Raw genomic sequence first — 12,992 nt, 5'->3', positions numbered from 1 at the left:
TCAGCCCCCGAACATCCACTGTCCGCCACCGCCGACCACGCCCGCCAGGGCCCCGCAGAGGCCCATCACGACCGCGCCGGCGGGGCCGGGGATCGTGGCCCCAGCCACTGGCAGGGCCACCGCGCAGCCCAGGGTTCGCGTGCCGATGTGCTTCTTCCACACATCCAGCCCGAGGACGACCGCCACGGTGATCCCGATCAGTCCCGTGACCGCCGTTCCCAACCACGTCGTGAGCACACCGGACAGCCACCCGTCGGCGGTGCCCACCCAGCGGCGCAGCATTTGCCCCACCGGGGTCCCCACGATCGACATCATCCCGACGACGATCAGTACGACGGTGATACGCGGCCACACCCGGCCGCCGACGAAGTGCAGGAGGCCGGCGACCAGGAGCGCGACCACACCCACCGTCACGCTGATCCCCGCTTCCAGTCCAGGCATGACGCCCTCCCTTCTCACGCTCGCAGTTACGGCCCGTCGGCGCGGCCTCGCGCGCGACGCGCACCCGCGTGCGTCGCGACGGCTGACGTTGGGAACCGGGTACGCAGACGTCGGTCGGTGGGTACATGGCTGGGTACTTCACCGTGCGTCACCGCCCCGCGATCTGTCGTCGGCACCGGTCCAGGGCTGCGGAGACCGTGCTCCAGGCGGCCTCCCGGCGCTCGTACGGCAGACGGGAGACCTCGGTGCGCAGCCAGTCCCACCGAACCAGGGCACGCTCACGCTCCCCCGCGCCCGACCTGATCTTGTACTGCCAGTGAGCCGCGATCCGGACGGTGCGGCGCTGCCGCCGCGTCTTCCCGAAGTCCCTGACGTCCTCGTCCATGACCTGGCTCTCGCTACCCGGCCAGATCCGACAAGTCCTCGCCGCGGCAGCCGGCCGCATGATGCTCGGCCTGTTCCGCGGCGGCGCCGAAACCCGCGTCAGCCTCTCCCCGGGCGCAGCCGTGGCAGACCCAGCGCACCCTCGTCGTTCCGGCTTGGTACGGGCTGGTCGGCCGGGGCACGGCCGCGACCACCTCGACTGCGGCGCCAGCGCGATTGCTCAGGCGCAGCCAGAGGTGGCCAGTACCGCTGACAGGGAGGTCGGGACGGAGCGCGTAGACGCTGCCGCGGCCCGTCCGATGCAGCAGACCACTGGAATACAGCTCATAGAGGGCGTTCCTGGCGCGCGTCCAGGTCAGGCCCGGGTGTGCGGCCTTGAGGGTCAACGGGGTGATGCGCTGGTCGGGACCGAAGTGATCCAGTCGAGCGGTGAGCCAGTCGATGAGTTCGTCCGAGCTCGGCGGCCCTGTCGTGGTGGTGTCCATTGGTTGTCTCCACGATGTGCGCGCGACCAGGAGCCGCGCGCCGGTTAGTTGCGGATGGAATCGGTGGTCCGTGTGGGGACTTCCTCGGCCGACTCCACTGGGGCGTGCAGCAGTCGCTGCATTCGCTGCGCCCGCTTCTGTCCGATGCGCAACTCGGTCTGCAGGCGACGTAGGGAGGCCGGGCGTCCGGTCTCAGCCCGGGCGGCTTGATCAACGCGGAGGGCACCCTGCAGCAGGATGGCGTCGGCCCCCGCATCCGGCTCGTCGCAGGTATCCGCACCCGTACGGCCGTCCGGCACCCAGCGAGCTTCTACACGCGACCGCGGCTGATCAGCAGCGGATGCGCATTCCAGGCCACGTGGTCGTACGGCGGCAGTGCCGCGCAGAGCGATCTCGACCAAGGTCGCGGAGACAACGACGCCGTGCTCGATGAGCAGACTCGCCAGCTCGGCGGGGGCCAGATCCGGATGCGTATCCGCGACCTTGCGAATGGCATCCATCGGGTGCATTCCAACGAGTGCACGGTGGGCGACAGCGGCTGGCGACCGAGGCCGGTCGGACATGTCCGCCTCCGGCGTCCACGGTGAGGGCAGTTCCACTGTTGCCAGCGACCGGGCATGCCGACGCGCGGCCAGCAGCTGCAGCAACATCTGCTTCTGCTCCGGGTGCGCGCCGGCCTGCGCGCGGCCGACGGCCAAGGACAGCTTGCGGGCGACCCGCTCCCGCTGCTTGTCGTCGGCCGACATCTCGGCGAGGCGGGTGGCGAGGCTGACAGCCTTGACGGTCCACCGGTCGCGGGTAATCTGCTCAGCCGTACGGTCGCGTACCGCCAGCCCGATGCGAGACAGCAGCCGCTTACGGCCCTCGCGCCACAGCACGCTCGGCAGCGACTGGGACTCGGCATCGGGCTGACGGTGACGCAGCTCGATGCCCATGGCCAGGTGCCACAGCCAGGCCGCCATGACCGGGCCGACGAAGGCGCGGACGATGCCGCCCCAGAATCCGGATTCCGCGAACGCCGGGATGATCTGCACGCCGGTGATGACCCACACGAGCACACCCGGTGTACCCGGCATCCCCTTCACCCGGAGGTTCTGCCGAGCCATCAGAGCCACCGCGAACAGCGCCAGCTCAGCGGCGCCGAACAGCGTTGCCCGCTCTTCCAGCGCGACCATGCCCAGCACGTGTTCGGCGAAGCGCCACGAGGTGTCGGCGCTGTAAGCGGTGCAGCCGGCCGCGGCGAGCCCGGTCACCAGGACGGCAGCGGGCGGCCGGTGCCGGTCGGGGCCAGGAGCACTTGGCCGACAGCGACGCGCGAGCACAATCGCCACCAGGACGCACGCCCCTGCGCCTCCGACGGTCACGGAAGCGTGCTCGCCGAACCAGCGCAGCAGCTCCGGGAAGTTCACTTCACATCAGTCCTCCGGTCGCGAGGCAAGAGGCGACCCCAGTGGCCCCGGCCGCAGCGCTCTTCTGGAACCGCACCAGGGAACGAGCGATCGGCGTCTCGCCGGTCGTGCCCTTCGCAGCCGACATCCAGCGGAGAGCTGGGAGTGGGCAGGCCCACGGCCCGCGTGCGCGAGCACATCCAGCAGCCGCCCGGCCAACGCCGCTGAAGCCGCCGCCGTCGGCCGAGCAGTGGGCCACGCTGCTCAGTCCAGGCTCGGGCCCGCGGAGTCATCAGGTGGCTCCATGCCGACTGTGGTCCGTCGCCAGAGCTCGGAGCCGACAGAGCGCCTCGGGGCTGGCACCACGCACGCGTACGGAAACGGCACAGCCGCTGACCGGGCACGTGTACAGCGTGGTGCGCATGCCCTGGTCGAACTGAGCGGCCAGCGACAGACCGACGGTGAGCGTGCAGCAGACAACGGCGGCTACGACCGCAGTGCCCACGCCACGTTCGAGGAGCCGGGCAGCGAGAGCAGCTGCGAGCGCGCCGCTGACAGCCAGGAGCCCGACTTCGACGAAGAGGACCTTCCGAGGGTTCCGCCGGGTCATCGCGCCATCCTCCGTTCGCCCTCGGGCCGGACGGCGGTCCACATGAGCGTCACCGCCAGCGCGGCGGCAGCGGCCAGCGGCGTGAACAGGACCCACGACGCGATGGCGAGCACTGCGGCCGGCAAGGCGGGACACGTCACGCACAGGACCCCCGCCAGTATCAGAGCGAGCCAGGCGGCGGGGCGCATCAGGCACCTCCCGTCTCGGCCCACATCAGGGCACTGACGGCGAGAACGTCGGTGGCGCACAGACGCACGAGGTCCTTGGTTCGCAGGCCCTGCGCCTGTGCCCCCTCCCACACGAGCTGCGGGGACACCGCACCGACGACGTACTGCAAGGTCTCGGCGCAGAACAGCGCCATCAGCGCCGGGTCGTCAGCGCGGCGTGCACCGACCTTCCTGCCTTCGGCAAGCGCCTGTTCAAAGGTCAGAGACCGTTTCGAGGAGTTCATCAAACACCTCCGGTGAAACTGACAGCAGAGCCGACAAGACCACGTGGCACGGAGCTTCCCGTCCCGGCCGCCGCCTACCACGCCTGCCGGACGTCACCGGCTCGCGGAGATCGCCACGGGCGGCAGGGGGGAGATCACGTCATTAGGATCAACAGCAGCGCTCGAAACGCTTGTTGATGGCGCCCCCAGGCGGGGACGAAAGCTCGATCATGAGAGCGTCTTCCACGCACCGCGTGGACCTTCGGATACTGGTGATGACGGCGGTGGTCGATCAGAAGACCAGGAAGGGTGACAGTCACCCCATCAACCGTCCGGGCAGCGAGTGTGCTGCCACCGAGGCAGCTCCGAGCTACGCGATGGAACTGCCATGCGAGCCAATTCTTGTTCTGGACAAGTTAGCGCATACGGCTGGCTGTAGCCATCCATCTCTACTGAACATCCTGCATTGCAAAAAAACGGCCCCGCCGCGAACAGGCAGGGCCCTTGTAATGTCACAGGTCAAGAATTGAAGTTGTACTCCAGGACATAGCTGTTGGAGTCCAACATCATCTCGTTCACCTCGACCGGTTGGCCGTCTATGTCGAATGCCGTGCGAGCAATGAGCATCACCGGTGTGCTCATGGTGACTCCGAGCACCTTCGCCTCATGAGACAGCGGCAGGCGGCTCCTGATCTCCTCACGGAAGCGGATGGGCGCGTGCCCGATGTCGGCCAACCGCGCATACGTACCGCCGGCGCCGGTGTCAGGCCGGGTGATGGCCGTACCGGCAACGAGGTCAGCAGGAAGATAGGAGGTGGACTGTTGAACGAAGCGCCCTTCGGCACGATGCAGTCGACTTCGCCTCCAGACGCGGCTGCCGGGCCGCATACCGAACACGGCCATGATGTGCTCGGGGGCTTCCACCTCCTCCACCTCTACATCTTCGTGGCGACGACGCCCTTTGAGGTCTGAGTCCCAGATTGCGCGCCCCGTGCCCCAGTTGCTCCTCGCCAGACGCTGAGCCGCATCTCGGCGGATGCGTTCGAAGGTACGAAGGTAGACGCCCGACCCCTTCTTCGCTTCGGTCAAGTCCTCGGCCTGCAGTACGGCGATCGCGTCGCGCACAGTGCCACGAGCAGCACCGAACCGCTGCATCAGCCCCGCTTCGCTGGGGAGTCGCTTGCCGCCGTCATAGACGCCGGTCTCGATCTCCGCGCGCAGATCGTCCGCGATCTCTTGGTAGCGCGGCTTCCTCGGACGCGCTCGATTCGTCAAGGTTCCTCCCTCAACCGCTACGCGTGGTGGACACCGTACCTGTCCAACCAACTGGCAACGCCTCACCTGAACAGGCGAGTTGAAGCTCGGGCGACTCCACCTCATTGACACACCAGAACAGGAAGCGCAACCTCTCCTATACAGGCTATTGGAGAAGCGGCATGGTCGCACCAGGGCATCGAGCCGTACTTGCACGACGCCACGTACGCGCCGCCGCCCCGGCTGGCCTGCACGCCGCGGACAACTGCCTGATCAACGCCGGTCTTGTCCGCGCCCCCCTACAGCGATGGATCGATCAGCCGTGCAGGCGACTTTCTCGGCTGACACCACTGATCATTTCCGGTATTCAGCACGGTCAGGCCCGAGTACGCGGCTTCAAGGGGGAGTGGCCGTGGACGCACCGCCAGTCGGTCAGCGGCCTGCGCTCCTCCAACCAGCAGCACACCGACGCAACTTCAGAAGGGAGTATCCCCCAATGAGCATTTCCCTCCCGCCGGAACCGTGCCCGCCGGTCCCCCGCCGCTCGACTGTGCGCGTCCACGGCCAGCAGGTAGTGATCGAGTGCCCGCCATGGTGCGTAACGGCCCACGACGACGCGCACGACGCGCTCCTCGACGATGTGGTGCACGAGAGCGCGCCGACGGCCTTGTCAGTGCCCTCATCATCCTCGGGCCAGGAACAGGTGCTCATTGTGCGGCTCGTCCAGTGGCCGTTCGCAGACCAGGAAAGCGACCGCCGGGTGTCGCTGTCTCTGGAGGTGGCTGAGGACAGTGACGTCGTGAAGCTGGATGCGTCGTTGGCGTCCTCGGTGGCCAAGAGCATGGAGGAACATGCGGCGCGCCTGCGGAAACTGGCCGAGGTGGTGACGTCATGAACGTTGTCACCGATGCACGTGAGCTGCCTGCTGGGAATCCGCGTTCGCTGCCGGCCTTGGACGCGCTGGTCGCGAAGCTGCGGGCGGCTGGTGAGGATGTTGAGGTGGTGTACTCCGCCCACCAGGACACCTTCAAGATCGTACCGCGCCGAAGGTGGCCGGCTCCGAGGGGGAAGCCGTGATGGCTGTATGGGCGAAGACGGAAGCCCCGGTGCCGCAGGTATGCGGCACCGGGGCTTCGTTCCGGCTGACCCTATGAGGATGCGCCGTCGAGCGACGGTTTGGAGCTGGGCGTAAAGAAGCGGGTACGCGCCGAATCCGTCACTTGCTTATGAACACCGACGGGCCGACGGCCAGACCCGGCAGGATTCGGCACCGGCAACGACTTCGAAACCAAGCATTCAGGCGGCGAACGGATCAGTGCCCCTCCCGCTCGCCGCGCGAAGGGAATGATCCACATGAACCGTCTACTCCACAGGGCACTCGTGACGGCCTCCACCCTGCTGGTGAGCATGATGCTGCCGGCCCCGCCCGGACATGCCTCGCAGACCACCCCCTCCGAAGACGCCTGCCACACCGTCACCACCAACGTGCCACGCGGTGACTGCGGCTCCTTCCGGCAGACCTTCGCCGAGAACTTCAACGGGGACACCGTGCCGCTCGGCGCGTTCTCCGACTGCGACCACCAGGCCGGACAGCCCGAGGCCTTCTGCGACGGCCTGCGCGGGAAGTACCGTGCCGACTGGTGGGCCTACCCCACCGGCTGGTCCGACACGGCCGCCTCGGGCGCCGACGGAAACGACGGCCGGTCCGTGGGCGGCCGCTACCACCCCGAGGACACGGTCAGCGTCGGCCCGGCCGCCGACGGCGACGGCCGGATGCGCATCCGCATGTGGCGCCCGCCCGACGGCGGCCCCGTGCACGCCGCCGCTATCGTGCCCAAGGCGGCGATGCACCAGGCCTACGGCAAGTTCTCCGCCCGCCTGCGCGTCACCCGCGCCGCGCCCGGCTACAAGAGCGCCTGGCTGCATCACGGTGACGGCTGCGAGATCGACTACCCCGAGCAGAACTGGACCGACACTCTCGCCGCCTTCCACCACCCCTGCACCGGTGAGGACCAGGATGCCTTCCCCACCGAAGCCCGCTGGACGGCCTGGCACACCGTCTCCCTGGAATGGACACCGGAAGCGGTGCGGTTCTACTTGGACGGCAGGCTGATCGGGCGCAGCACCGATGGCGTGCCGACGCAGCCGCTGACGTGGGTCCTGCAGAACGAGTCCGCACTGGACGGCCCGTACGCGGCACCTGGCAGCAGCGCCGAACTGCAGATCACCTGGGTCACTGTGTACACGTACGAAGGGGCGCGGTAGTGGCTGGCCGGACGGTAACGCCGCCCCCCGTCGCCGAAGACGCCGTCGATAGTTGGCCAGCATTCGTCATGCCCACATCGGCCAAGCAGTAGCAGGCTCACCCGGGCAGCCGGACCGCATCCCCCGATGGTAGGGCCGGGCCCAGGGCCAGGAGCGCGCGTCCGCGTGACCTTGGCAGCTTTGCGGCCTTGCCCCGCCCCTCAGACGAAGGAAGCGTGGCCACCCTCGTGCCCCGGGCGGGGTTCCACCACAGCGAAGGGGGTGGGCCGGCATGGCCGGTCAGTACGTACATCTCGCAGTGGGCAGGACGAACACCCAGATCTACCGCTTCGACCCCAACACTTGGGACATCGAACTGGTCAGCCAGGTACCAGCCTTCTCCGCCGGCTACACCGCCATGGGCGAGCGAGACGGCCTGCTGTACGCGATGAGCCGGCACAACCTCGTCACCATCGACCCGGTGAAGGGCGGCACACCTACCACCCAGGCCATCCAGGACCTGCCGGACACCACCTGGTACGGCGGCGACGTCACACCCGACAAGAAGTCCCTGTTCATCTGCCCGGACCCGAACATCGCCTCCTACGACATCGACCTGGCCGGCCACCAGGCGACGCCCGGCAACCCCCCAGGCAGCGGACGCTGGGACGACTGGGCCTACCACCCCGAGGACGGCCGCCTCTACGCGGTGGAAGGCGACAACGGCGACCTGCTCCTCATCGACCGCACCCAGTCACCCATGAAACAGACCCTCAAGCAGCAGGTCTTCCCACCGGCGGAACAGAGCTCCAGCGGCGGACGCAAGTCGTACTCCGCCGTCTTCTTCAGCGAGGACGGCATGTTCTACGCCATCGACTCCAAGGGCAACGCCAACGCCCTGGACCTCACCGCGTCGACCAGGGACCACCCGATCACTCCGAGCCAGATCGGCACATCGCAGCGACTCAGCCGGACACCGCTGCCCGTGGACGACCTCGAAGTGATGAACGCCGCCGGAGTCATCACCAAAATCACCCCGCTCGACCCACCGGTGATCACGGAACCGCAGGACCGGGCGCAGTACCTCGACCCGAGCCAGGCGATCAAGGGCACCGTGACCGACGGGGAAGGGATCGACACAGTCAAGGTCTTCGAACTGCTCGACGGCCAGCCTCAGCTGCTCGGCCCGGCCACCCTCACGACCCTCACCACCTGGGAGTTCCGGCCGGGCCGGCCCTGGCCGGGCGGCGACCACACCATCCAGGCCGTGGCCTATATCGGCAAGCGGGACTCGGCCCCCGCGAACGTGCACTTCACCGTCGCCGTCGCGCCCCCGGTCATCACAGCCCCCAAGGACGGGACAACGGTCGACACCGACCAGGTGATCAGCGGAACAATGGCCGACGGCGTGGACAAGGTCAGCCTCTCGGAGGCCGGCGAGCCGCTCGGCGACGCCACCCTGAGCACCGGCACCGGGACGTGGACCTATACCCCGTCACCCCCTTGGTCCGAAGAACCCCACACCGTGCAGGCCGTGGCTCACAAAGCCGACCGGACCTCCCAGCCCGCGACCGTGCACTTCACGGCCAAGGATCCGAACCTGCACGTCACTCCGCACTTCGACAGCCACTGGCGCAAGCAGTGGGAGACCAACCCCAGTTCATCTACTCCTACACCCTGACCGTGCAGGCGAAGCGGACCCGCGTATCCCTGTGGAACATCAGCTTCGACGTACCCGCGAACACCACCGTCGATCCGGACTGGAAGCAGGTGTTCAACAAGACCTACCACGTCGCCAAGGACGGAAGCGACGGCACGGTGGTCCTCCAGAACACCAACCCCAACCAGACCATCGACCCGGGCTCACCCCTGCCGCTGAACGTCCAGGTCCTCTATCCCGGCGAGGACGCATCGTACGAAACCCTGAACAACCTCACCGCCCACGAAGGCAACTGACCTGCTGGGGTGGTGCACTGTCTCCACCCCACCACAACGTCCGGAACACGCCCGAGCATCACCGTCACAGCGGACGCGGCCCGCTATCTCAGGGCCCATCGGCACAGCTCCTGGGTCGGCAGTGTTCCTATATCTCATCGACACTTCCGAGCCCTGAAATCAAACGACACGTACGGAGGCAACAGCGCGTCGACAGCTGCGGCGACCCGCCGGGCCCGCGCCGGGTCCGGCTGCCCGCAGGTGCGGCGCAGCGCCTCGACCAGGTGTTCAGCGGACAGGACCAGGACGCCGCGCAGGGTGAACTCACCATCCGCGACTGGGGCGTTGTGTACCGTGATCAGCACCGCTACGGGGCGCTTCAGGGCCTTGCCGATGCACCGTCCCTCGAACCGGGCCCGGTCCACATGCCGGTCGCGGTCCTCGCTGCCGTGCATCAGTCGGCCTCCAGCCGCGTAAACGGAAGCGCGACGGTGCCACAGCTTGGAGTCTACGAGGCAGACACAGCCGCAGGGGCCGACCAGGACGTGGTCGGCATTCGCCTGCCCGGCCCCTGGTATCGCACGGTCCGCGAAGCACCACCAGCCGTCGTACGTCAGGGGCGCCAGCAGGCGGCCGGTGCGCCGCTCCCCCTCGGCGCCGGCCTCCCAGCGGGCGGCCGCTGAGGCCGCCCGGGCGGCGGCCTGCGTCCGGAAACCGAGAGCGTGCAGGACGCGCTGCCACCACCGGCCGCGCCCGGCCGCCCGGATCGCCGCGGCCTTGGCGGCCGCTGAGGCACCGGCGTTCACGACGGGAGGCCACCGTGGGAACGGTCGGGCAACCGTACGGGAGGGTTCGGCCGGATCGTCGTAGCGGCCGTGCCGTCACCGCCCCGGGTTCCGATGCCGGTGACCGACTGCGCGTCCAGCTTCTTCACCGGCTCTCCCCTACCGCGCGGTCCAGCCCGCCCCCATAGATGGCGTCCACGATCTGACGCGCCCGTCCCTGCGGCGTATCAGCGAGTCCGTCGGCCACCCGCACGGCGGCGTCTTCGTCGGCGTCCGGCACCCGGTGACCGCCGCGGGACCGCAGTTGTCCGCTGACGACCAGGTCCGCGACGTAGCTGGCGGCCAGGCAGCACCCTGCAGCGAATCCCTGCTGTACGGCGATGCATTCAGTGGGGCGCCGCCGTTCGCGACCGTGCTTGGCGCACCGGGCGTGGTGCGCCCCATCGGTGATCAGCCGAGTCAGGAGGACGCGCATCGGGTCGGGCGGGGCCGCCCCTGGCTCCTGCCCAGCGTGCCCTGCGGCGGCGTCGCTACCACGCACGGTCGGGGGCTCGGCCGGAACCGGTGGGGCCGAGGACGGGGCTGTCCGTCCCCCGGCTCCCAGCGCCCCGGCCACTGCGGCAACTAGACGGCTGACGCCACGCCGGGCAACGAGCCACGCGTGCGTCACCCTCGTCGCGATCACCACGTCTCCCGCCGCGCGGCCACCCGGCCCGGCCAGGCCCCGGGCGGCACGGCAAGTTCGGTGTACAGGCGGCGCACCACGAACTCGTCCGTTGCGTCGCCGTCGGTGCCGTCGTCGCGCTGACGCCAGTCCCCGTGCAGATGCAGGCGAGTGCCGGGATGCAGGGCGTGCTGATAGGCGAGGGCGATGTCACTGTGCTCGTCGCGCAGGACGATGGCGTGATACTCGGTGCGGCGGTAGCGGCAGGCCGCGTCATACACCCGGATGCCCAGGCGGAAGCGCAGTTCGACGGCGGCGCCCTCGTCATCGCGCACCAGCTCGGGGCGGGTGGTGGTCACGAAGCCGGTCAGGGTGCTGGGGCGCACGCTGCTGGAGGTGGTCATGGGCCGCTCCTTGACGGGAGGTGGTCGGTGTCGTGCACGGTCAGGTCCGGTCGCCGGGCGTGGAACCGGATGTCCCGGGGGCGGGGGCCAGGCAGCGAAGCCGGGCGAACTCGCCTTGGACGTGGAGGGTGATTTCCTGGCCCTGTCGGCCGTTGCGGTTCTTGCCGACGATCAGGCCGACTGTGTCGGCGGCCGGCCTGGCGGCGGAACCGAGAGCCGTCGTCGGCTTGCGGTAGAGCAGCAGGATCACGGAGGCGTCCTGCTCGATCTGGGAGGAGTCCTTGAAGTCGGTGATGAGTGGCTTGCGCCCGGTGCTGCCGCGGTTGAGCTGGGCCAAGGCGATCACGGGGACGGCGAACTCGTCGGCGATGAGCTTGAGGCCGCGGGAGATCCGGGCGACTTCCTGGGTGCGGTTGGCCTCACCCTGCGGCGTGGCCTCGGGGGTGACCAGTTGCACGTAGTCGACGACGACGAGGCCGGGCGACATGTCCTGGGTGGTCATCCAGCGCACCCGGGCGCGGATTTTCGCTACTGTCAGGGCGGCCGAGTCGTCCAGGACGAAGTTCGTGGCGTGCTGCAGCCGGTCCGACACCTGCGCGATACGTTTCCAGTCGTCCTCGGTGAGCCGGCGCCGGACCAGGTGGCCGAGCTTGACGCCGGCCTCGGCTGCCGTGAGGCGGGCCAGGAGTTCCTTGCGGGCCATCTCCATCGAGGCGAACAGCACCGGCCGACCTCGGCGCAGTGCGACGTGTGCGGCCAGGTTCATGCCGGTCAGCGACTTGTAGGCGCCGGTGGCCGCGCCGATGACGGTCAGTTCGCGGGGTTTGAACTGGACGGTGGCGTTGAGGTCCGTCCATGGGGAGTCCAGGGCCTCGGGGTCGTGGCCGGCGCTGAGTTCGTCGACGAAGGCAGGCCAGGTCCCGGCGACGGACAGATCCGGTGCAGCGCCGCCGGCAGCGTCCGCGCACAGCGTCTGCAGGGTCGCCAGCGTCCGGTCGAGGATCGCCTCGGGCTCGGCCTGGGCCGTACGGGCGGCGGCCGCGGCGTCGAGGCCGGCCGCGACGAGGCGACGCAGCCGGTACAGGCGCTGGACAATGGCGGCGTACCACTCGGTGTTGGCCGCAGTGGGGATCATCTGCACGCAGTGGTGCAGGTAGGAGGCGCCGCCGATCTTCTCCAGGTCTCCGCTGCGCTTGAGGTGATCGGCGACGGTGATGGGGTCGGGGCGGGTGTCGGGGGCTCCGTGCAGGGTGAGGATGGCCCGGTAGATGGTCTCGTGGCGTGGCCAGTAGAAGGCCGGGCCGCTGCCGAGGACCCGTTCGGCGTCGTTGATGCCGGTGGTCGCGAGCAGCATGCCGCCGAGCACGGCCTGTTCGGCTTCGGCGTCGCACGGGGCGTCGGAAGCGGCCGGGAGGCCGCAGTGGCCGGGCGGTGGTTCGTCGTAGCGTGCGGTCATGATTGGGCTCCTTGAGCGCACGGGTGGCACAGCGGGCAGGGGGTGAGGACGGGGAGGCCGTCGTCGGTCTGGACTTCGCGCAGGCGGGTCTCGGGGTGGCAGTCGAGGGCGCCGCAGTGCGGCGAAGGGGCGGCCGCCGTGCCGGGCACCGCAGGGTGCGGTCCGGCCGGGAGGGGCGGCAGTTCGGCCCAGCCGGGCAGGAAGTAGCGGGCGGAGTCGACCGGGGCCCGAGCGGCGGCCTTCACGGCGTGTTCGACCATGGCGGGGATGCCGGTCTTGCTGATCAGGGCAAGGACGGGGAACCACCCGTCGCCTCGGAAGGGCCAGCGGACGGTGACACCGGCAGCGGTGAGGCCTTCGACGAGAGGGCGTGCCGCCTCGGGAATGCCGTAGGCGAGGCCGGTCCGGCCAGCTGGCCGGCTGGTGACATATGAGGGGAAGGGGTCCGTGATATCCGGACCCTCCCGGCGTTGTTCCCGGACCCTTTCTGCTCCTTTGGGTCCGGGGTTTCC

At 69.1% G+C, this 12,992-nt stretch carries 16 protein-coding genes; 4 read left to right on the top strand and 12 right to left on the bottom strand.

The features are described 5' to 3' along the window. The 7 genes from JXZ78_RS12190 to JXZ78_RS12160 all read right to left on the bottom strand — a co-directional run bounded on the left by JXZ78_RS12190 (position 1) and on the right by JXZ78_RS12160 (position 5,013). Complete coding sequence (locus JXZ78_RS12190; protein WP_238783012.1) at positions 1-441, bottom strand: hypothetical protein; 441 nt, start codon at positions 439-441, stop codon at positions 1-3. A gap of 148 nt (positions 442-589) precedes the next feature. Next, complete coding sequence (locus JXZ78_RS12185; RefSeq protein WP_238783011.1) at positions 590-826, bottom strand: hypothetical protein; 237 nt, start codon at positions 824-826, stop codon at positions 590-592. A gap of 13 nt (positions 827-839) precedes the next feature. Next, positions 840-1,310 carry a hypothetical protein gene (locus JXZ78_RS12180; RefSeq protein ID WP_238783010.1) on the bottom strand — a complete coding sequence of 157 codons (471 nt, stop codon included), beginning with the start codon at positions 1,308-1,310 and terminating at the stop codon, positions 840-842. A gap of 44 nt (positions 1,311-1,354) precedes the next feature. Beyond that, positions 1,355-2,719, bottom strand: a complete 1,365-nt coding sequence (locus tag JXZ78_RS12175) for a hypothetical protein (protein WP_238783009.1) — start codon at positions 2,717-2,719, stop codon at positions 1,355-1,357. A gap of 585 nt (positions 2,720-3,304) precedes the next feature. After that, positions 3,305-3,496, bottom strand: coding sequence for a hypothetical protein (locus tag JXZ78_RS12170; protein WP_238783008.1), 192 nt, complete (start codon positions 3,494-3,496; stop codon positions 3,305-3,307). Continuing rightward, positions 3,496-3,759: a hypothetical protein gene (locus JXZ78_RS12165; protein ID WP_238783007.1), complete on the bottom strand. Its 264-nt coding sequence runs from the start codon at positions 3,757-3,759 to the stop codon at positions 3,496-3,498. The genes JXZ78_RS12170 and JXZ78_RS12165 overlap by 1 nt, the downstream gene beginning before the upstream one ends. Before the next feature lie 498 nt (positions 3,760-4,257). Next, positions 4,258-5,013, bottom strand: a complete 756-nt coding sequence (locus JXZ78_RS12160; protein WP_238783006.1) for a GntR family transcriptional regulator — start codon at positions 5,011-5,013, stop codon at positions 4,258-4,260. Positions 5,014-5,488: 475 nt separating this feature from the next. Between JXZ78_RS12160 and JXZ78_RS12155 the strand changes: the two genes are divergently transcribed. The 4 genes from JXZ78_RS12155 to JXZ78_RS12140 all read left to right on the top strand — a co-directional run bounded on the left by JXZ78_RS12155 (position 5,489) and on the right by JXZ78_RS12140 (position 9,192). After that, positions 5,489-5,887: a DUF6907 domain-containing protein gene (locus tag JXZ78_RS12155; RefSeq protein WP_238783005.1), complete on the top strand. Its 399-nt coding sequence runs from the start codon at positions 5,489-5,491 to the stop codon at positions 5,885-5,887. Between the two features lie 458 nt (positions 5,888-6,345). Beyond that, on the top strand, positions 6,346-7,257 hold the full coding sequence (locus tag JXZ78_RS12150; RefSeq protein WP_238783004.1) for a glycoside hydrolase family 16 protein: 912 nt from the start codon (positions 6,346-6,348) through the stop codon (positions 7,255-7,257). Between the two features lie 271 nt (positions 7,258-7,528). Beyond that, a complete protein-coding gene (locus JXZ78_RS12145) occupies positions 7,529-8,917 on the top strand; it encodes a hypothetical protein (protein ID WP_238783003.1) in 1,389 nt (462 codons plus the stop codon). Continuing rightward, positions 8,878-9,192, top strand: a complete 315-nt coding sequence (locus JXZ78_RS12140) for a hypothetical protein (RefSeq protein ID WP_238783002.1) — start codon at positions 8,878-8,880, stop codon at positions 9,190-9,192. Before JXZ78_RS12145 ends, JXZ78_RS12140 begins: the two co-directional genes overlap by 40 nt. Before the next feature lie 134 nt (positions 9,193-9,326). On the opposite strand, the gene JXZ78_RS12135 is transcribed toward JXZ78_RS12140, so the two are convergent. The 5 genes from JXZ78_RS12135 to JXZ78_RS12115 form a co-directional block, all read right to left on the bottom strand. Further along, positions 9,327-9,977, bottom strand: a complete 651-nt coding sequence (locus JXZ78_RS12135; RefSeq protein ID WP_238783001.1) for a nuclease-related domain-containing protein — start codon at positions 9,975-9,977, stop codon at positions 9,327-9,329. Between the two features lie 124 nt (positions 9,978-10,101). Further along, the gene (locus JXZ78_RS12130) at positions 10,102-10,497 is read right to left on the bottom strand and encodes a hypothetical protein (RefSeq protein ID WP_238783000.1); all 396 of its coding nucleotides are present in this window, start codon (positions 10,495-10,497) and stop codon (positions 10,102-10,104) included. 140 nt (positions 10,498-10,637) lie between these two features. Next, positions 10,638-11,024 (bottom strand): hypothetical protein, encoded by a 387-nt coding sequence (locus tag JXZ78_RS12125; protein WP_238782999.1) that lies wholly within the window; start codon positions 11,022-11,024, stop codon positions 10,638-10,640. A gap of 40 nt (positions 11,025-11,064) precedes the next feature. Then, positions 11,065-12,480 (bottom strand): replicative DNA helicase, encoded by a 1,416-nt coding sequence (locus JXZ78_RS12120; RefSeq protein ID WP_238782998.1) that lies wholly within the window; start codon positions 12,478-12,480, stop codon positions 11,065-11,067. Then, positions 12,477-12,740, bottom strand: coding sequence for a hypothetical protein (locus JXZ78_RS12115; RefSeq protein ID WP_238782997.1), 264 nt, complete (start codon positions 12,738-12,740; stop codon positions 12,477-12,479). The genes JXZ78_RS12120 and JXZ78_RS12115 overlap by 4 nt, the downstream gene beginning before the upstream one ends. Positions 12,741-12,992 lie beyond the last annotated feature (252 nt).

It is taken from the genome of Streptomyces monomycini, assembly GCF_022271435.1.
Lineage (GTDB): Bacteria > Actinomycetota > Actinomycetes > Streptomycetales > Streptomycetaceae > Streptomyces > Streptomyces monomycini.
This window is presented reverse-complemented; position numbering and strand designations above follow the sequence as displayed.